General features: G+C 67.6%; 16 protein-coding genes. 10 read left to right on the forward strand and 6 right to left on the reverse strand.

The features are described 5' to 3' along the window. The first annotated feature begins 52 nt into the window (after nt 1–52). On the forward strand, nt 53–1,198 hold the full coding sequence (ctaA, locus tag D6850_RS05785) for a heme A synthase (protein ID WP_121164631.1): 1,146 nt from the start codon (nt 53–55) through the stop codon (nt 1,196–1,198). Then, complete coding sequence (locus D6850_RS05790) at nt 1,195–2,673, forward strand: carboxypeptidase M32 (RefSeq protein ID WP_121164633.1); 1,479 nt, start codon at nt 1,195–1,197, stop codon at nt 2,671–2,673. The genes ctaA and D6850_RS05790 overlap by 4 nt, the downstream gene beginning before the upstream one ends. 6 nt (nt 2,674–2,679) lie before the next feature. Here the strand turns inward: D6850_RS05790 and D6850_RS05795 are convergent, their stop codons facing one another. Together D6850_RS05795 and gyrA are read right to left on the reverse strand one after the other, a co-directional pair. Next, nucleotides 2,680–3,237 (reverse strand): hypothetical protein, encoded by a 558-nt coding sequence (locus tag D6850_RS05795; protein WP_121164635.1) that lies wholly within the window; start codon nt 3,235–3,237, stop codon nt 2,680–2,682. A 9-nt stretch (nt 3,238–3,246) separates the two neighbouring features. Then, complete coding sequence (gene gyrA / locus D6850_RS05800) at nt 3,247–6,000, reverse strand: DNA gyrase subunit A (RefSeq protein ID WP_121164637.1); 2,754 nt, start codon at nt 5,998–6,000, stop codon at nt 3,247–3,249. Between the two features lie 192 nt (nt 6,001–6,192). Here gyrA and D6850_RS05805 point away from each other — a divergent pair, with 192 nt between their 5' ends. Further along, nucleotides 6,193–6,462 carry an usg protein gene (locus D6850_RS05805; RefSeq protein ID WP_121164639.1) on the forward strand — a complete coding sequence of 90 codons (270 nt, stop codon included), beginning with the start codon at nt 6,193–6,195 and terminating at the stop codon, nt 6,460–6,462. A gap of 106 nt (nt 6,463–6,568) precedes the next feature. Here D6850_RS05805 and D6850_RS05810 read toward each other — a convergent pair whose 3' ends face one another. After that, nucleotides 6,569–7,129, reverse strand: a complete 561-nt coding sequence (locus D6850_RS05810) for a lipid-binding SYLF domain-containing protein (RefSeq protein ID WP_121164641.1) — start codon at nt 7,127–7,129, stop codon at nt 6,569–6,571. Nucleotides 7,130–7,262: 133 nt separating this feature from the next. Next, nucleotides 7,263–8,270 (reverse strand): porphobilinogen synthase, encoded by a 1,008-nt coding sequence (hemB, locus tag D6850_RS05815; protein WP_121164643.1) that lies wholly within the window; start codon nt 8,268–8,270, stop codon nt 7,263–7,265. A gap of 36 nt (nt 8,271–8,306) precedes the next feature. Between hemB and D6850_RS05820 the strand changes: the two genes are divergently transcribed. Then, entirely contained in the window at nt 8,307–8,921 is a 615-nt protein-coding gene (locus D6850_RS05820; RefSeq protein ID WP_342769523.1) for a component of SufBCD complex, read from the forward strand. Then, the gene (mfd, locus tag D6850_RS05825; protein WP_121165154.1) at nt 8,921–12,385 is read left to right on the forward strand and encodes a transcription-repair coupling factor; all 3,465 of its coding nucleotides are present in this window, start codon (nt 8,921–8,923) and stop codon (nt 12,383–12,385) included. The genes D6850_RS05820 and mfd overlap by 1 nt, the downstream gene beginning before the upstream one ends. A gap of 102 nt (nt 12,386–12,487) precedes the next feature. Here mfd and D6850_RS05830 read toward each other — a convergent pair whose 3' ends face one another. Continuing rightward, a complete protein-coding gene (locus tag D6850_RS05830) occupies nt 12,488–12,736 on the reverse strand; it encodes a hypothetical protein (protein WP_121164647.1) in 249 nt (82 codons plus the stop codon). Between the two features lie 3 nt (nt 12,737–12,739). Beyond that, nucleotides 12,740–13,393: an alpha/beta hydrolase gene (locus D6850_RS05835; RefSeq protein WP_121164649.1), complete on the reverse strand. Its 654-nt coding sequence runs from the start codon at nt 13,391–13,393 to the stop codon at nt 12,740–12,742. A 167-nt stretch (nt 13,394–13,560) separates the two neighbouring features. Between D6850_RS05835 and iscR the strand changes: the two genes are divergently transcribed. The 5 genes from iscR to D6850_RS05860 all read left to right on the forward strand — a co-directional run bounded on the left by iscR (nt 13,561) and on the right by D6850_RS05860 (nt 18,222). Next, complete coding sequence (gene iscR / locus D6850_RS05840; protein ID WP_121164651.1) at nt 13,561–14,022, forward strand: Fe-S cluster assembly transcriptional regulator IscR; 462 nt, start codon at nt 13,561–13,563, stop codon at nt 14,020–14,022. A gap of 145 nt (nt 14,023–14,167) precedes the next feature. Next, a complete protein-coding gene (locus tag D6850_RS05845) occupies nt 14,168–15,214 on the forward strand; it encodes a cysteine desulfurase family protein (protein WP_121164653.1) in 1,047 nt (348 codons plus the stop codon). A 21-nt stretch (nt 15,215–15,235) separates the two neighbouring features. Further along, the gene (sufB, locus tag D6850_RS05850; RefSeq protein ID WP_121164655.1) at nt 15,236–16,792 is read left to right on the forward strand and encodes a Fe-S cluster assembly protein SufB; all 1,557 of its coding nucleotides are present in this window, start codon (nt 15,236–15,238) and stop codon (nt 16,790–16,792) included. Between the two features lie 6 nt (nt 16,793–16,798). Then, nucleotides 16,799–17,623, forward strand: a complete 825-nt coding sequence (locus tag D6850_RS05855; RefSeq protein WP_245964103.1) for an FkbM family methyltransferase — start codon at nt 16,799–16,801, stop codon at nt 17,621–17,623. Next, nucleotides 17,620–18,222, forward strand: a complete 603-nt coding sequence (locus D6850_RS05860; protein ID WP_245964104.1) for a hypothetical protein — start codon at nt 17,620–17,622, stop codon at nt 18,220–18,222. The genes D6850_RS05855 and D6850_RS05860 overlap by 4 nt, the downstream gene beginning before the upstream one ends. Nucleotides 18,223–18,241 lie beyond the last annotated feature (19 nt).

Here is an 18,241-nt window from a genome sequence, read left to right on the forward strand (position 1 = left end):
CGGGCGGGCGCGCTCTAGGCTGCGCCCGAAAACGAGGCGAGGAGCGGGCCGGATGAGCCAGAAACGCAAGCTGTTCGAAGAGGTGTCGGATGAGCCGGGCGCAGATGCGCGCCCCGCGCCGCAGGGCGGGATGATCGACCGCGGCCGGGGTGGCGCGCGGCGCTTGATCCGGGCCTGGCTGGTCGTGCTTTTTGTGCTGGTGGTGGTGATGATCGCGGTCGGCGGGCTGACCCGTCTTACCGGAAGCGGGCTGTCGATCACCGAGTGGAAGCCGATCACCGGCGCGCTGCCGCCGATGAACGCCGCCGACTGGCAGGCGGAGTTCGAGCTCTACCAGCAGATCCCGCAGTTCCAGATCGAGAACCGGGGCATGGACCTGGCCGAGTTCAAGGCGATCTACTGGTGGGAATGGGGCCACCGGCAACTTGGGCGGATCATCGGGCTGGTCTGGGCGGTGGGTTTCCTCGGTTTCCTCGCCGCGCGCAGGATCCCGGCCGGATGGACCGTGCGGCTGCTCTTGCCGGGCGTGCTGGGCGGCGCGCAGGGCGCGATCGGCTGGTGGATGGTCAGCTCGGGCCTCAGCGGCGAACGCACCGCCGTCGCCTCTTACCGGCTGGCGATCCATCTCGGACTGGCCTTCGTCATCCTCGGGGTGATCGCGTGGTACGTGATGATGCTGGCGCGTCCCGAACGCGATCTCATGCAGGCGCGGCGCGGACGCGAGGCGCGACTCTTCGGGCTCGCCACCGGCTGGCTGCATTTCGCCTTTCTGCAGATCCTCATCGGCGCGCTGGTCGCGGGGATCGACGCGGGGCGCTCCTATACCGAATGGCCGCTGATGGGCGGCGCGCTCTGGCCGCCGCAGATGATGGTGATCGAGCCCTGGTGGCGCAACTTCTTCGAGAACCCCGGCACGGTGCAGTTCATTCACCGGATGATCGGATACCTGCTGCTGGCCTTTACCGTCGTGGTCTGGCTGCGCGGACGGCGCAGCGCCTACACGGCGACGCGGGCGGCGTTTTCCGCCGGGCTGATCGCGGTGCTGGCGCAGATCGGCCTCGGGATCGCGACGGTGCTGACGGCGGCGGCGTGGCAGGTGGCGATCGTGCACCAGATGATGGCCGTGGCCGTGTGGGTGCTGATCCTGCGGGCGCGGTTCCACGCGCAGTACCCGCTGCCGCAATCGGTGCGGGGATGAGCGCGTTCCGGGAGCTGATGGCGCATCAGCGCGAGACCGAGGCGCTGGCGCAGGTCGCCGGGCGGCTGGCCTGGGACCAGGAGACCGTGATGCCCCGCGGCGCCGCCGCGCAGCGGGCCGAGGAAAGCGGCGCGATGAGTCTGGTCCTGCACGCGCGGCGCACCGACCCGCGCATCGGCGCGTGGCTCGCCGCCGCCGAGGACGAGGTCGAGGACGAAGTCAGCCGCGCGCAACTGCGCCATATCCGCCGCGAGCACGAGCGCACCCTGCGCGTGCCCGGCGATCTGGCCTCGGCGCTCGCGCGTCAGACCGCACTGGCGCAGGGACGATGGGCCGAGGCGCGCGCGGCGGACGATTTCGCCGGCTTCGCGCCGGTGCTGGCCGAAATCGTCGCTCTCAAGCGCGAAGAGGGCGCGGCGTTGGCCGATGGCGGCGATGTCTATGACGCGCTGCTAGACGACTATGAGCCGGGCGCGACGGCGGCCGGGCTCGACGCGATGTTCGGCGCGTTGCGGCCGCGCCTGGTGGCCCTGCGCGAGCGGGCGCTGGGGCAGGGCGCGCGCGCACGCCTGGGCGGGCGTTTCCCCGCGGACAAGCAGATGGGCCTCGCCCGTCAGCTTGCCCGGACCTTCGGCTATGACACGACGCGCGGGCGGCTCGACAAGGCGGTGCATCCGTTCTCGTCCGGGTCGGGCGACGACGTGCGCATCACCACCCGTACCGAAGAGGACGACCCCTTCAACTGTCTCTATTCCACCATCCACGAGGTCGGACATGCCTGCTATGAACAGGCGATCGACCCGGCCTATGCGCTCACCCCGCTGGGGCGCGGCGTGTCGATGGGCGTCCATGAAAGCCAGAGCCGCATCTACGAGAACCAGTTGGGGCGCAGCCGCGCCTTCACCGGCTGGCTGTTGGGCGAGATGCGCCATGCTTTCGGCGATATCGCGGTTGCGGATGCGGACGCGTTCTACGCCATCGTCAACCGGCTGCATCGCGGGTTCATTCGCACCGAGGCGGACGAGGTGCAGTATAACCTGCACATCCTGCTGCGCTATGACCTCGAGCGCGCGCTGATCGCCGGCGATCTGCCGGCGCGCGATCTGGAAGGCGCGTGGAACGACCGCTTCGCCGCCGATTTCGGCTATTCCGTGACACGGGCCTCGCAGGGCTGTTTGCAGGACGTGCATTGGGCTGTGGGGCTGTTCGGGTATTTCCCGACATATACGCTGGGCAATGTCTATGCCGGTTGCCTGCATCGCGCGCTGCGCGCGGCGGTTCCCGATCTCGACGCGCAACTGGCGACGGGCGATCTCGGTCCGGCGGGCGCGTGGCTGCGCGAGAACGTGCAGCGCCACGGCGGGCGTTACCTGCCGCGCGACCTGATCGAGCGCGCCTGCGGCGCCGCGCCCGACGAGGGACCGCTGCTCGCCTATCTCGAGGAAAAGTTCGGCGCGCTCTACCCCGACGGGTGAGCGCGGTCACTTGCCGGCGGCGTAGGCGTCTTGGTTGTTGCGGAAATGGCGGGTGGCGTCCGCTATGTCGCCGTCCGCGGCGGTCAGAAGACGCCTGGCCTCCTCCCGAACGTCGCCCGACCCGATCGGGCCATTCGATTCCAGCAGGTCGTGAAGCGCGTCGAAATCGTCGCCCTGCAACTCGTAAACGCTGAGGGTGGCGCCAGCGGCGTCAAGGAAATTCGCCTTCGCCTCGCTGTCCTCGGCGCTCGCGGAACTGTCGAGCCGCGCGTAACCCTCTTCGGCGAGCGCGCGGGCCATGAAGCCGCAATCCTCGGTCTCGGCCATCAGGCCGTCGACTGCGGACTCCTCGAGCGACGCGGCGGGATCGGTCAGCTTGGAGAACCGCTCTGCGCATTGGGCGCTGTTGGCGGCGGCGGCGTCCACCGCCGCGATCACGGGCTGCATGTCGGCGCGCCGCGCCGCCGCGTCGGCGGCGTTCTGGCGGCTTTGCCGCCAGGCGAATACGACCAGCAGCGCCACGACGATGAGACCGGCTATGACAGCGGCGTTGCGCCTCGGCACGTTACCCCCTTATGCGTCTGCTTCTCCCGGGTCCGCGTCGGGTTCGCCCTGCTCGGCGATCCAGGCGACGCTGACGACTTCCTCGTTCTTGCCGGTGTCGAAGACCTTGACCCCGCCGGCGTTGCGCGACCGGAACGATATGCCTTCGACAGGGACGCGGATCGACTGCCCGCGCGAGGTGGCCAGCATGATCTGGTCTTCCATCTCCACCGGGAAGGACGCGACCACGCGGCCGCCCCGCATCGCCTTGTCCATCGCCTGCACGCCCATGCCGCCGCGCCCGCGCAGCGGGTAGTCGTGGCTTGAGCTGAGCTTGCCGGCGCCGCCGGCGGTGATGGTCAGGATCAGGTTTTCGGCCGCCGACATCTCGGCATAGCGGTCCTGCGGCAGCGGCATGTCGGCGTTGCCCTCGTCGTCGGCGGCTTCCTCGCCCTCGTCGGTAAGGCCGGCCATCGCACGGCGCATCTTGAGATAGGCGGCGCGTTCGTCCGGGGTGGCCTCGAAATGGCGGATGATCGACATGGAGACGACACTGTCCTCGCCGCTCAGCCGGATGCCGCGCACCCCCACCGAGGAGCGCGAGTTGAACACCCGCACATCCGTCGCGCGGAAGCGGATCGCCCGCCCCGAAGACGTCACCAGCATCACGTCGTCGTCGTTGGACGCGATGCGCGCGTTCATGAGCGTGGTGCCCTCGTGCTCGCCCTCGAACTTCATCGCGATCTTGCCGTTGGACTTGACGTTGGTGAAGTCGCTGAGCTTGTTGCGCCGGACCGTCCCGGCGGAGGTGGCGAAGACGACCTGGAGGTCGTCCCATTCGCTCTCATCGCGGTCCACGGGCATGATGGCCGCCACGCTGACGCCCGCCGGGATCGGCAGGATGTTGACGATCGCCTTGCCCTTGGAGGTGCGCCCGCCCTGCGGCAGCCGCCAGGTTTTGAGCTTGTAGACCATGCCGTCGGTGGTGAAGAACAGAAGCTGCGTATGCGTGTTGGCCACGAACAGCGTGGTGACGACGTCGTCCTCCTTCAGCGCGCCGCCCGACAGCCCCTTGCCGCCGCGTTTCTGCGCGCGGAAATCGGCGAGCGCGGTGCGCTTGATGTAGCCGCCGGAGGTCACGGTCACGACCATGTCCTCGCGCTCGATCAGGTCCTCGTCCTCCATGTCGCCGGACCAGTCGACGATCTCGGTGCGTCGCGGCACGGCGAAGAGTTCACGCACCTCGCGCAGCTCGTCCGCGATGATGCCCATGATCCGCTCGCGGCTGGCGAGGATTGCGAGGTAGTCGCGGATCTTGCCGGCAAGCTCCTGCAATTCGTCCGTGACCTCCTTCACGCCCAGTTGCGTGAGGCGTTGCAGCCGCAATTCGAGGATCGCGCGCGCCTGCGCTTCGCTCAGGTTGTAGGTGCCGTCGTCATTCGCTGTGTGCGTCGGATCATCGATCAGCGCGATGTATTCGAGGATGTCGCCGGCGGGCCAGCGCCGCTCCATCAGCTTCAAGCGCGCCTCGGCGGCGTCGGCGGAGGCGCGGATCGTGGCGACCACCTCGTCCACGTTGCTGACCGCGACCGCCAGACCGCAGAGGATATGGCTGCGCTCGCGCGCCTTGCGCAGTTCATACGCGGTGCGCCGCGCGACCACCTCCTCGCGGAAGTCGACGAATGCGGTGAGAAAGCCGCGCAGCGTCAACTGCTCGGGCCGCCCGCCGTTGAGCGCGAGCATGTTGCAGCCGAAGGAGGTCTGCATCGGGGTGAAACGGTAAAGCTGGTTCAGCACCACCTCGGCGGTGGCGTCGCGCTTGAGCTCGATCACCACGCGCACGCCGTTGCGGTCGGATTCGTCCTGCACATGCGCGATGCCCTCGATCCGCTTCTCGCGCGCGGCCTCGGCGATGCGCTCGATCATCGTGGCCTTGTTCACCTGGTAGGGAATCTCGTCGATGACGATGGCGTAGCGATCCTTGCGCAGCTCCTCGACTCGGGTTTTCGCGCGGATGACGACGCTGCCGCGCCCCTCGAGATAGGCCTTGCGCGCGCCCGACCGGCCAAGCATGACGCCGCCGGTGGGGAAATCCGGGCCGGGGACGTAACCGATCAGTTGTTCGCTGGTCAGGTCGGGATCGTCGATCAGCGCCAGCGTGGCGTCCACCACTTCGCCGAGGTTGTGCGGCGGGATGTTGGTCGCCATGCCCACCGCGATGCCCCCCGCGCCGTTGACCAGCATGTTCGGGAAACGCGCGGGCAGGACGGTGGGTTCGCTGTCCTTGCCGTCGTAATTGTCCTGAAAATCGACCGTGTCCTTGTCGATATCCGCCAGCAGGTAGGCCGCCGGCTTGTCCATGCGCACCTCGGTATAGCGCATGGCCGCGGCGTTATCGCCGTCCATCGAGCCGAAATTGCCCTGCCCGTCAAGAAGCGGCAGGGACATGGAAAAATCCTGCGCCATGCGCACCAGCGCGTCGTAGATCGCCGAGTCCCCGTGCGGGTGGTATTTCCCCATGACGTCGCCGACGGGCCGCGCGGACTTGCGGTAGGGCTTGTCATGCGTGTTGCCGGTTTCGTGCATCGCGTAGAGGATGCGCCGATGGACGGGTTTGAGCCCGTCGCGCAGGTCGGGAATGGCGCGGCTGACGATGACCGACATCGCGTAGTCGAGATAGGATGTCTTCATCTCGTCCGAGATGGACACCGTCGGGCCGTCGTATGCGGGGCGCTCGGGCGTGTTTTCGTCCGTATCTTCAGGGGGTTGCGGCGTATCTGTCACGGCTGGCCTCGGCTGTCTCGATCATCCATATCTTGTGGGCCAACCTATACCAGAGGCTGGATATTGGGCGCAATGGGGCAGGGCGGGACCAGCTGGCAGCCACCGGTGGTGATTGATAACACACTGTTTTCATTGAAAAGTAATTTCAATCGGGCATGATCGTTCCACAGGCAGGAGAAAGGAGCAAGAGACATGGCGATGTCCGAAACCGAAATGATGCTGAAGGGCTACGGGCTGACCACGGCCGAATTCTACTACGGGATGCCCGATTACACCCATGTGCTGAACAGTTTCCTGTGGCAGGACTACGACCTGGCGCCGGACCACCCGCGGCTGTTCGAATTCGTCGAATTCTGGCAGCGCGAGATCGAGGGGCCGCTGCATTCGGTGCGCTTCACCCACCGCAAGTTGATCGCGCCGGGGGAATGGCGCAGCGTGGTGGGAGAGTTCACGCTGCACTGACGGGGCGGCGATTATGTCTATACATATTCCGGCGACCCAAACGCCTGCGCCGCCGCCGGAACGCCCTGCGGCGCCGAGGGCCCGAAAGGGCCGGAGGAGCGGCGCCTCAGGGAATGATGCGGGTGTATTTCATCCCTTCCAGCGTCACGCCGGCCATCAGCCCGGCCTGGCCGAAAATCACCGCCACGACCGGCGCGATCGAGGTGGTGGTCTCGGCGCGCAGGTTCTCGGCCACGTCGCGGAACACGTATTCGATATCCGCGCCCGCGGCCCAGCCCGACGAGCGGCGGAATCCCGACAGTGCGGCGTCGGTCATGAAGAACAGCACATGCGCGAATTGCTGCGCCCCGATCTGGAGACCCACGCTGCCCTTGGTCGCGGAATAGTAATCGACCGTCATGTTGTCGATCCGAAGCGCCCCGCGCCCGTAGCCGCCGCCGATGCCGAAGCCGGCCTCGGTCACCAGCGGCATGACCAGAACGCCGGTCGCCTTGTCGGCCAGCGTTCTGGTGCTGGGATAGGTCCGGTAGAGGTAGTCCAGCGTGGTGTCGACGCGCGCGTCGATCCTCTGGGAGCCCTGGCTGCCGATGCCGTTGCCGCAGGCCGCCGTGACGCCCGCCGCGCCAAGCGCGCCCAGGGTAAATCCGCGTCTGGAAAGAATGCTCATGATGTCTGCCCTAATGTTGCCTGATCCACTGCCGGTCGTTCGGGCGACCGATCTGGCGCCACTATAGGCGGAGATGCGCCGGCTGTCACTATCGCGGGCTCCCATGGGCGTTTTGCCGCGCGCGCCTGTCCTGTCAGGCGGCGCGTCCGGCCAATGCCCGGGCCACGCGCGGCGCGAAATAGGTCAGGATCCCGTCGCAGCCCGCGCGCTTGAACGCCGCGAGGCTCTCCATCATGGCGCGCTCGCCGTCGATCCAGCCCTGCTGCGCGGCGGCCATGAGCATCGCGTATTCGCCAGACACCTGGTAGGCGTAGGTCGGCGCGCCGAACATGTCCTTGGCGCGGCGGCAGATGTCGAGATAGGGCATCCCGGGCTTGACCATGACCATGTCCGCGCCCTCGCGCAGGTCGCGCTCGATGCAGCGCATCGCCTCGTCCGAGTTGGCGGGGTCCATCTGGTAGCTGCGCTTGTCACCCTTGAGCGCGCCCGCGGCGCCCACCGCGTCGCGGAACGGGCCGTAGAAGGCGGAGGCGTATTTCGCGGCGTAGCTCATCAGCAGCACGCCCTCGTGCCCGCCCGTCTCGAGCGCGGCGCGGATCGCGCCGATGCGCCCGTCCATCATGTCCGAGGGCCCGATGATGTCGATGCCGGCCTCGGCCTGGCTCAGCGCCTGTTTGACCAGCGCCTCGACGGTTTCGTCGTTGACGATCTCGCCGTCGCGCACGAACCCGTCATGGCCGGTGTCCGAATAGGGATCGAGCGCCACGTCGGCCATCACGGCAATCTCCGGCACGGCCGCCTTGATCGCGCGCGTGGCGCGGTTGCTGAGGTTGTCGGGGTTCCAGGCCTCGGCGCAATCGGCGGTGCGCTTGTCGGCACCCGTGTAGGGAAAGAGGCAGATCGCGGGAATGCCGAGATCGGCCGCCTCGCGCGCCGCCTCGACCGCGCGGTCGACGCTGCGCCGCGCGACGCCGGGCATGGAGGCGACGGGTTCCTCGACGTTCTCGCCGTCCGTCAGGAAGATCGGCCAGATCAGATCGCCCGCGGTGAGCGTGGTCTCGGCCGCGAGTGCGCGCAGCGAAGGCGTGCGGCGCGTGCGGCGCAGGCGGGTGGCGGGAAAGGGGGCTTGGACGGGACGCATGGCGCTGGCTCTCGCTGGCGGAAGGACGCCTCTCCAGTGGCATGGAAATTGCCGCATCTCAAGGGTGGGAATTGGCCCGGCACCGCGCTAAGAGGGGCCGCACGAGGCAATCTGGGGCAGGCCGTGGACTGGTACACAAGCGTTTTCGAACTGATCGACATGCGCAGTTTCAGCAATCTCTGGTTCTGGATCGCGCTTGCGGTGCTGTGGTCATCGGCCGGGCACTGGATCATGGGCGTGCCCTGGGACATGGTGACGCGCGCGGACAAGGCCGGGGGACAGGCGCTGGCGGACCTCGAGACGGTCGTGCATATCAGCGCCGGCCGCATTCTCTACATCACCCACGAGGCCGGCGTGCTGATGGCGGGTTTCGCGGGCTTCCTGCTGACCGTGCTGGTGCTGCTGGGCTTTGTCTATGGCCGCGAATTCGCGCAGGCGGTGTTCCTGCTGGGCGCGCCCATGGGCGTCGTCTGGCTGATGTCGATCCGGACCGCCCGCCGGATCAAGGCGCGTGGAATGAGGGGCGAGGACCTTGTCCGCGCGCTCAACCATCACCGTTTCCTGGTCCGGCTGCTGGGCATGGTGTCGATCTTCGTCACGGCGATGTGGGGGATGTATCAGAACATGTCCGCGTCGGCGCTGTGGGGCTGATGGCCGCGCCCGGGCATATCACCGTCAGCGGCGCGCCCGAGGGGTTCGATGCGCGCCTCGTGCTGGACGAGGCCGGGCGCAGCGGCGCGCCGGTCGTTCATGTCGCGCGCGACGACCGGCGGATGGCGGCGATGCGCGCCGCGCTGCGGTTCTTCGCACCCGACATGCCGGTGGTCACCTTCCCGGCCTGGGACTGCCTGCCCTATGACCGCGTGTCGCCCAATGCCGACATAAGTGCTGCGCGCATGGCCGCGCTCGCCGGGCTGGTGCACGGAATGCCGGGGCAGTTCGTGCTGCTGACCACGCTCAACGCCGCGACCCAGCGAATCCCGCCGCGCGAGGTGCTGAAGGATTCGGTTTTCCGCGCCGAGGTCGATTACCGCATCGACGAGGCGCGGTTGCGTGATTTCCTCGTGCGGATGGGGTTCGTGCAGTCCCCGACGGTGACGGAGCCCGGCGATTACGCGATCCGCGGCGGCATCATCGACATCTATCCGCCCGGCAGCGGCGGGCCGGTGCGGCTCGACCTGTTCGGCGACGTGCTCGACGGGGTGCGCCGGTTTGACCCCGCGACGCAACGCACGACCGAGAAGCTGGAGCGGATCGAGCTGGCGCCCGTCTCCGAGGTGATTCTCGACGACGCGGCGATCACCCGGTTCCGGCAGAATTACCGGATCGAGTTCGGCAGCGCCGGGACCGACGATCCGCTCTACGAGGCGGTGAGCGCGGGGCGCAAGCAGCAGGGCGTCGAGCACTGGCTGCCCTTCCTGCACGAACGGCTGGAGACGCTGTTCGACTACCTGCCCGGCGCGAGCGTCCTGCTGGACGAAGGCTCGACCCCCGCGCGCCTCGCCCGGTGGGAGAGCATTGTCGATCAGTACGAGGCGCGGCGCGAGGCGATGAAGACGCGCGGGCGGGGCGACACCATCTACAAGCCGGTGCCGCCCGATCTTCTCTACCTTGACGACGCCGCCTGGGAAGAAGCGGTCGGGGGGCGGCGGATCCTGCGCTTCAACGCGCTGCCGCAGGCGATCGGGCCGGGCGTGATCGACGCGGGCGGGCGGCTGGGGCGCAACTTCGCACCCGAGCGCCAGCAGGAGAACCTGAGCCTGTTCGGCGCGCTGAAGGATCACGTCGAGGCCAGGGCGGAAGAGGGACCGGTCCTCATCGCCGCCTATTCGGCGGGCGCGCGCGAGCGCCTGGAAGGGCTGCTCGAGGACGAAGGGCTGGCCGGCGCGGTCACGGTGAAATCCGCGGACCGGCTGGGCCGGCGCGGGCTGCACCTCGCGGTCTGGGCGCTCGAACACGGGTTCGAGGGACCGCTGGAGGACGGACGCCTCACCGTCATCGCCGAACAGGACATCCTCGGCGACCGGCTGATCCGCGCGCCCAAGCGGCGCCGGCGGGCCGAGAACTTCCTCACTGAGGCGCAGAGCCTCAGCCCCGGCGACCTTGTCGTGCATGTCGATCACGGGATCGGGCGGTTCCGGGGGCTCGAGGTGGTGACGGCGGCGGGGGCGGCGCATGAATGCCTGCTGCTCGAATACGCCGAGGGCGCGCGGCTTTACCTGCCGGTCGAGAATATCGAACTGCTGAGCCGCTACGGCCACGAGGAAGGGCTTCTCGACAAGCTGGGCGGCGGCGCGTGGCAGGCCAAGAAGGCGCGCCTGAAGGAGCGCATCCGCGAGATGGCCGACCGGCTGATCCGGGTGGCCGCCGAACGCGCGCTGCGCCGCGCGCCGGTGCTCGAGCCCGAGCACCACGCCTGGGAGGCCTTCGCGGCGCGTTTCCCCTACCAGGAGACGGACGACCAGCTGCGCGCGATCGAGGACGTGATGGCCGACCTTCAGGCCGGCACGCCGATGGACCGACTGATCTGCGGCGACGTGGGCTTCGGCAAGACGGAGGTGGCGATGCGCGCGGCGTTCGTCGCCGCCATGTCGGGCCGGCAGGTGGCGGTGATCGCGCCCACGACGCTGCTTGCCCGCCAGCACTACCAGAGTTTCGCCGAGCGGTTCCGCGGCTTCCCGGTGACGGTCCGCCCGCTGTCGCGTTTCGTCGGCGCCGCGGAGGCGGCGAAGACGCGCGACGGGCTGGCCAGGGGCCAGGTCGATATCGTCGTGGGCACCCACGCGCTTCTGGCCAAGGGGGTGCGGTTCAACGATCTCGGGCTGCTCATCATCGACGAGGAACAGCGGTTCGGCGTGGCCCACAAGGAGCGTCTGAAGACGCTGCGCTCGGACGTGCATGTGCTGACGCTCACCGCGACGCCGATTCCGCGCACGCTGCAACTTTCGCTCAGCGGAGTGCGCGATCTCAGCATCATCGGCACGCCGCCCGTCGACCGCCTGTCGATCCGCACCTATGTGAGCGAATTCGACGGCGTGACCATCCGCGAGGCGCTCCTGCGCGAGCATTACCGCGGCGGGCAGAGCTTCTTCGTCGTGCCGCGCATCACCGACCTGCCGGAGATCGAGGATTTCCTGACGGAACACGTCCCAGAGATCACCCATGTCGTCGCCCACGGCCAGATGGCGGCAGGCGAGTTGGACAAGCGCATGAACGCCTTTTACGACGGCAAGTACGACGTGCTGCTGGCGACCACGATCGTCGAGTCCGGCCTCGACATCCCCACGGCCAACACGATGGTGATCCACCGCGCGGACATGTTCGGGCTGAGCCAGCTCTACCAGATCCGCGGCCGCGTGGGCCGCTCCAAGGTGCGCGCCTATGCCTATCTCACGACGAAACCCCGCGCGCCGCTGACGCCGGCGGCCGAGAAACGCCTGCGCGTGCTGGGCAGCCTCGACACGCTCGGCGCGGGCTTCACGCTGGCGAGCCAGGACCTCGACATTCGCGGGGCCGGCAACCTTCTGGGCGAGGAACAGTCGGGCCAGATGCGCGACGTGGGGTATGAACTTTACCAGTCGATGCTGGAAGAGGCGATCGCCAAGATCAAGGCGGGCGGCATGGAGGGCCTGAGCGACGCCGATGAGCAATGGGCGCCGCAGATCAACCTCGGCGTGCCGGTGCTCATCCCCGAGGATTACGTGCCCGATCTCGACGTGCGCCTCGGCCTCTACCGCCGCCTGAGCGGGCTGCAAACCAAGGTCGAACTGGAAGGCTTCGCCGCCGAGCTGATCGACCGTTTCGGCAAGCTGCCCAAGGAGGTGAACACCCTGATGCTTGTCGTGCGGATCAAGGCGATGTGCCGGCGTGCGGGCATCGCCAAGCTCGACGGCGGGCCCAAGGGCGCGACGATCCAGTTCCACAACGACAAGTTCGCCTCGCCCCAGGGGCTGGTGGAATTCATCGAGGCGCAGCGCGGGCTGGCCAAGGTGCGCGACAACAGGATCGTCGTGCGCCGCGACTGGAAGAAGGACAGCGACAAGATCAAGGGCGCCTTCGCCATCGCCCGCGACCTGGCCGAGAAGGTCGTCGCCGAGCGCAAGGCCTCGACCTGACGACGCGACGCAGGCTTGCGCCCCAAGCTCATATTTTTTCCAGAAAATATCCCCGCCAGAGGCCCACGCCCGCGATCGCGCGCAACGTCTGGGATGGCGCGCTCAGCCGGCGGGCTGGTCGCCCTGGCCGCGCGCGGCCTTGAACGCCTTGACGCGCTCCAGCAGCATCTGGCGCGCCTTGATGTTGGCGCGCCGGACGCGCACGGCGGTGAGGAACGCCTCTTCGGCGGTCTGGGAGGTCGCCCCCATCAATTGCGCGAGCTCCTCCACGAGGTTCTCGTCCCCGGTCAGCTCGATCGCCTTCAGCACGTCCTGCGCCAGCGCGTCGGCGAGGTCCTCGGCAACCCCCATGGCCTAGCGCGTCCCTTCGGTCAGGCGGCGCTTCACGTAGGAGGTGACGGTGCCGATCATCGTGTCCATGTGCGAGTTCTCGAAGAAATGGCCCGATTCCGGAACCTCCTCGTGCTGCACTGTGATGCCCTGCTGTTCCTGCAACTTGGCGACCAGCATGTCGGTATCCGCCGGCGGCGCGACGCGGTCGGCGGCGCCGTTGATGATCAGCCCCGAGGACGGGCAGGGGGCCAGGAAGCTGAAATCATACATGTTGGCCGGCGGCGAGACGGAGATGAAGCCGGTGATCTCGGGGCGGCGCATCAGCAGTTGCATGCCGATCCATGCGCCAAAGGAGAACCCGGCGACCCAGCAATGCTTGGAATTGGCGTTCATCGATTGCAGGTAGTCGAGCGCGGAGGCGGCGTCGCTCAGCTCTCCGACGCCCTGGTCGTATTCGCCCTGGGAGCGCCCGACGCCGCGGAAATTGAAGCGCAGCACGGTGAAGCCCATGTTGTAGAAGGCGTAATGCAGGTTGTAGACGACCTTGTTGTTCATCGTGCCGCCGAACTGCGGATGCGGGTGCAGCACTATGGCGATGGGCGCGTCCTTTTCCTTTTGCGGATGATAGCGCCCCTCCAGACGGCCCTCGGGGCCGGGAAAGATTACCTCGGGCATTCGGATCCCTTTTGTTGTCGATTCCTCGGGTCGCGGGACGTTGACGAAATCCCTCAGGTACCTTAGAACCATTCTAACTGTGGGCCGGGGTGTTCCTGCCCTTGCATGCGTGGTGCGAGATAATCCCTGGCACGTGCAACGTCAATCTATTCGCGGGGGGATGGCGTATGAAACTCAGCACGAAAGGCCGTTACGCGATGGTCGCGCTAGCCGATATCGCGTTGCAGGACGAAAGTTCGCTGGTGACGCTGGGCGAAGTGTCGCGCCGCCAGGACATTTCCCTACCCTACCTGGAGCAGCTTTTCGTGAAACTGCGGCGTGCGGAGCTCGTGGTTTCGGTGCGCGGCCCCGGCGGCGGCTACCGGCTTGCGCGCCCCGCCTCCGAGATCCGCGTCTCGGAGGTGCTCGCGGCGGTGGACGAGACGGTCGACGCGCTGCACAAGGGGGCCGGCGCGTCCGGCGGCGCCTCGGGCAGCCGCGCGCAATCGATGACCAACCGGCTCTGGGAGGGGCTGAGCGCGCATGTCTATGTTTTCCTGCACCAGACCCGGCTGAGCGACGTGGTCGGCAACACGCTTGCCCCGTGTCCGGCGGTGCCGACGCTTTTCGCCGTGGTGGACGAGGAATGAGTTCCGGCGCGCATCAAGGACTTGCGCCGCGCAGGCGCGCGTCGCCCGCGCGCCTGCGGCGCGGCATCGGTATTGGCGGGCGCGGCTGCGCCGCACCCGCATGCCTGCGGCGCGAGTATTTCAGGAACATTGAAAGTGGCGGGCCATGACGGCGCGGGTCTATCTCGATCACAACGCGACGACGCCGCTGCGCGCGGAGGCGCGCGACGCGATGATCGCGGCGATGGACGTGGTCGGCAATCCGTCGAGCGTGCATGCCGAGGGACGCGCGGCCAAGGGGCTGATCGAGCGCGCCCGCGCGCAGGTGGCCGCGGCGCTCGGGGCCGAGGGGGCGGACGTGATCTTTACCTCCGGGGCGACCGAGGCGGCGGCGCTGGCCTGCGCCGGGCGGAGCCTGCGCTCGGGCGCGGTCGAACATGACGCGGTGAGCGCATGGACGCAGGACGACCTGCCGGTCGACGCACAGGGGAGGGTGGACGTAGCCGATCCGGCGGCGAGCGCGCTGCAACTGGCGAATTCCGAGACCGGGGTCATCCAGGACCTTCCCGAGGGTCTTGCGGTGTGCGACATGACCCAGGGCTTTGGCAAGCTGGCGGTCGCGTTCAACTGGTCGGGCGCGCAGATGGCGCTGGTGTCGGCGCACAAGCTGGGCGGGCCGAAGGGCGTCGGCGCGCTGGTGGTGCGGCGCGGCACGGATGTGCCGGCGCAGATCCGGGGCGGCGGACAGGAGATGGGCCGTCGTTCGGGCACCGAGAACGTGATCGGCATCGCCGGATTCGGCGCCGCGGCGGAGGCGGCGGCGCGCGATCTCGCGGCGGGCGTCTGGGAGCGGACGGCGGAATTTAGAAACATTCTAGAAAAGGCTATTGCAGCCGCGTCAAAAGAGACTATTTTTGTCGGGAATGTGGGCCGGCGCCTGCCCAACACCTCCTGCATGATCACGCCCGGCTGGAAGGGCGAGACGCAGGTGATGGCGATGGACCTCGCGGGCTTTGCGATCTCGGCGGGCAGCGCCTGTTCCAGCGGCAAGGTGCGCGCCAGCCGCGTGCTCGCGGCGATGGGGTATGACGCGCAGGCGGCGGCGTCGGCGATCCGGGTGTCGCTGGGGCCGCAGACCACGCAGGACGACGTTGCGCGATTCGCCGATGCCTGGGCGGCGCGACTCAGGAAACACCGCGCCAGGGCGGCGTGAAGAGAAGAACAGGAGAGACGGATGTCGGCATTGGATGACGCACAGCTCAAGGACAACGATCAGCCGCGCGAGGCGCAGGTCAAGGAAGGCGTGGACCAGGAGACGGTCGACGCCGTGCGCCAGGTGGGCGGCGCCTACAAGCACGGCTGGTCCACCGATATCGAGATGGAGTTCGCGCCCAAGGGGCTGACCCCCGACATCGTGCGGCTCATCAGTGAAAAGAACGAAGAGCCGCAATGGATGACCGACTGGCGGCTGGCGGCCTACGAGCGCTGGCTGACCAAGAAGGAACCCGAATGGGCGATGGTCGATTACCCCGAGATCGACTTCCAGGAGCAGTATTACTACGCGCGTCCCAAGTCGATGCGGATCAAGCCCAAGTCGCTGGACGAGGTCGACCCCAAGCTGCTGGCGACCTATTCCAAGCTGGGCATCCCGCTGGCCGAGCAGGAGATCCTCGCCGGTGTCGAGGGCGCGGGCGAAATGCCCGCCGAGGCGCGCAAGGTCGCCGTCGACGCGGTGTTCGATTCGGTGTCGGTCGGAACTACCTTCCAGAAGGAACTGCGCGAGGCGGGCGTGATCTTCTGCTCGATCTCCGAGGCGATCCGCGAGCATCCCGAACTGGTCCGGAAATATCTCGGGTCGGTGGTGCCGCAATCGGACAACTTCTACGCGACGCTGAACAGCGCGGTCTTCTCGGATGGCTCCTTCGTCTATGTGCCGCCCGGGGTGCGCTGTCCGATGGAGCTGAGCACCTATTTCCGCATCAACGCCGAGAATACCGGCCAGTTCGAGCGCACGCTGATCATCGCCGACAAGGGCAGCTATGTCAGCTACCTCGAAGGCTGCACCGCGCCCCAGCGCGACGAGGCGCAGCTGCATGCCGCCGTGGTGGAGATCATCGTCGAGGAGGACGCGGAGGTGAAATACTCCACCGTCCAGAACTGGTATCCCGGCGACGAGGAAGGACGGGGTGGAATCTACAACTTCGTCACCAAGCGCGCCGATTGCCGGGGCGACCGGGCAAAGTGCATGTGGACGCAGGTGGAGACCGGATCCGCGGTGACGTGGAAATATCCCAGCTGCATCCTGCGCGGGGACGATTCCCAGGGCGAATTCTACTCGATCGCCATCGCCAACAACATGCAGCAGGCCGATACCGGCACCAAGATGGTGCATCTGGGCAAGCGGACGAAATCGCGCATCGTGTCCAAGGGGATCAGCGCGGGCAAGGCGCAGAACACCTATCGCGGGCTGGTTTCGATGCACCCCAAGGCGAAGGAATCGCGCAACTACACGCAATGCGACAGCCTGCTGATCGGCGATACCTGCGGGGCGCACACGGTGCCCTATATCGAGGTCAAGAACAACTCATCCCGGGTCGAGCACGAGGCGACCACGTCCAAGGTCGACGACGACCAGATGTTCTATTGCCGCCAGCGCGGCATGGACGAGGAAGAGGCGGTCGCGCTCGTGGTCAACGGGTTCTGCAAGGACGTGTTGCAGGCGCTGCCGATGGAGTTCGCGATGGAGGCGCAGCAGCTTGTCGCGATCTCGCTCGAAGGGTCGGTCGGGTAAGGGCCGGTGCCGGAGCCGCGGATCATAGACCCCGCCTCGGGGCAAGGGGCGGCGGGCGACGTCGCCCTGCCGCGCCCCGAGGACACGGACGAGGCGTATTTCGACCTCGCCGCGGCGCAGGCTGCGTTGGCGTCGGGCGCGCCCGTCGCCTTTCCGCCCTTCGAGGTGCTGCATGTGCCGCGCATGGGGCTGAGCCTGTGCCTCAACTTTGCGCGCGACCCGGTGCAGAACGCGTGGCGACGCGGCGCCTTCTTCGAGGAAGAAGAGCTCACCGCGTTGGAAGGGCATGTCAAACGCGGCGCGCATGTCATTGATATCGGGGCGAATGTCGGAAATCACGCGCTCTACTTCGCGACCCGCCTGAAGGCGGCGCGGGTGGTGGTGGTCGAGCCGAACCCGCTGGCGCTGGCGCCGCTCGTGGCGAACGTGCTGGTGAATCGGCTGGGCGATGTGATCGACCTCGGCGCGCTTGGCGTCGGGCTGTCGGACGTCTCCGAAGGGGGCTTTGGCATGAAGCGGCATGACCGCAACCTCGGGGCCACCCGGATGTTCGCGGGACGTGGCGAAATCGAGGCCCATCGCGGTGACGACCTTTTCGCCGATGAGACACCCGACCTTATCAAGGTCGACGTGGAAGGCATGGAAATGAAAGTGCTTTCCGGTCTGCAACAAACAATCGCGCGGCATCGTCCGGTGATCCTGATCGAAGTTGACGAGGAGAATGCGCAAGCGTTCGACGAGTGGCGCCGCGACGCAGGTTACGAGATCGTGAAATCCGTCCGGCACAGCCGCCGCAACTGCAACCACCTGATCCGTCCGGAGGCCGCGTGAACGATGCGTCGATCATAAGCCGGCCCGAACTGACCATGCCCGAGGCCGAGGCGGCGCTGGTCGCGGACGCCTACCGTCAGGCCGACGTGATCCTTGAGTACGGCTCGGGCGGCTCGACCGCGCTGGCCGGAGAACTGCCCGGAAAAACGGTGTTCTCGGTCGAGAGCGACCGCGCCTGGGCCGAGATGATGCAGGGTTGGTTCGCGGCCAACCCGCCTGCCGCCAACACGACGGTTGACGTGGTCTGGGCGGACGTGGGTGAGACGGGAGAATGGGGCACGCCTGTGAACGAGCGAGCGTGGCGCAAGTTTCCGCGCTATCCGCTCGGGGTCTGGGACATGCCCGACTTTCGCCAGCCCGATGTCGTGCTGGTGGACGGACGGTTCCGCATGGGCTGCGCGATGGCGACCGCGTTTCGCACCCGCGCGCCGGTATTGCTGCTGGTGGACGACTACCGGCGGCGCAAGTTCTACCACCAGGTCGAGGAGTTCCTCGGCGCGCCGAGGCTGACCGGGCGCATGGCGGCTTTCGACGTGGAACCGATGGCGGTGCCGGCGGACCGGCTGCTGACGATATTCAACATGATGACGCGCCCCTGAGCGGGGCGCCTGGAATGGA

It is taken from the genome of Roseovarius spongiae, assembly GCF_003651245.1.
GTDB lineage: Bacteria > Pseudomonadota > Alphaproteobacteria > Rhodobacterales > Rhodobacteraceae > Roseovarius > Roseovarius spongiae.

What these genes read in the sequence shown, in the direction of transcription:
- D6850_RS05830 (WP_121164647.1), bottom strand. Translation starts at nt 12,736, where the DNA reads ATGGGGGTTGCCGAGGACCTCGCCGACGCGCTGGCGCAGGACGTGCTG.
- iscR (WP_121164651.1), top strand. Translation starts at nt 13,561, where the DNA reads ATGAAACTCAGCACGAAAGGCCGTTACGCGATGGTCGCGCTAGCCGAT.
- hemB (WP_121164643.1), bottom strand. Translation starts at nt 8,270, where the DNA reads ATGCGTCCCGTCCAAGCCCCCTTTCCCGCCACCCGCCTGCGCCGCACG.
- D6850_RS05835 (WP_121164649.1), bottom strand. Translation starts at nt 13,393, where the DNA reads ATGCCCGAGGTAATCTTTCCCGGCCCCGAGGGCCGTCTGGAGGGGCGC.
- mfd (WP_121165154.1), top strand. Translation starts at nt 8,921, where the DNA reads ATGGCCGCGCCCGGGCATATCACCGTCAGCGGCGCGCCCGAGGGGTTC.
- D6850_RS05790 (WP_121164633.1), top strand. Translation starts at nt 1,195, where the DNA reads ATGAGCGCGTTCCGGGAGCTGATGGCGCATCAGCGCGAGACCGAGGCG.
- ctaA (WP_121164631.1), top strand. Translation starts at nt 53, where the DNA reads ATGAGCCAGAAACGCAAGCTGTTCGAAGAGGTGTCGGATGAGCCGGGC.
- D6850_RS05805 (WP_121164639.1), top strand. Translation starts at nt 6,193, where the DNA reads ATGGCGATGTCCGAAACCGAAATGATGCTGAAGGGCTACGGGCTGACC.
- D6850_RS05810 (WP_121164641.1), bottom strand. Translation starts at nt 7,129, where the DNA reads ATGAGCATTCTTTCCAGACGCGGATTTACCCTGGGCGCGCTTGGCGCG.
- D6850_RS05845 (WP_121164653.1), top strand. Translation starts at nt 14,168, where the DNA reads ATGACGGCGCGGGTCTATCTCGATCACAACGCGACGACGCCGCTGCGC.
- sufB (WP_121164655.1), top strand. Translation starts at nt 15,236, where the DNA reads ATGTCGGCATTGGATGACGCACAGCTCAAGGACAACGATCAGCCGCGC.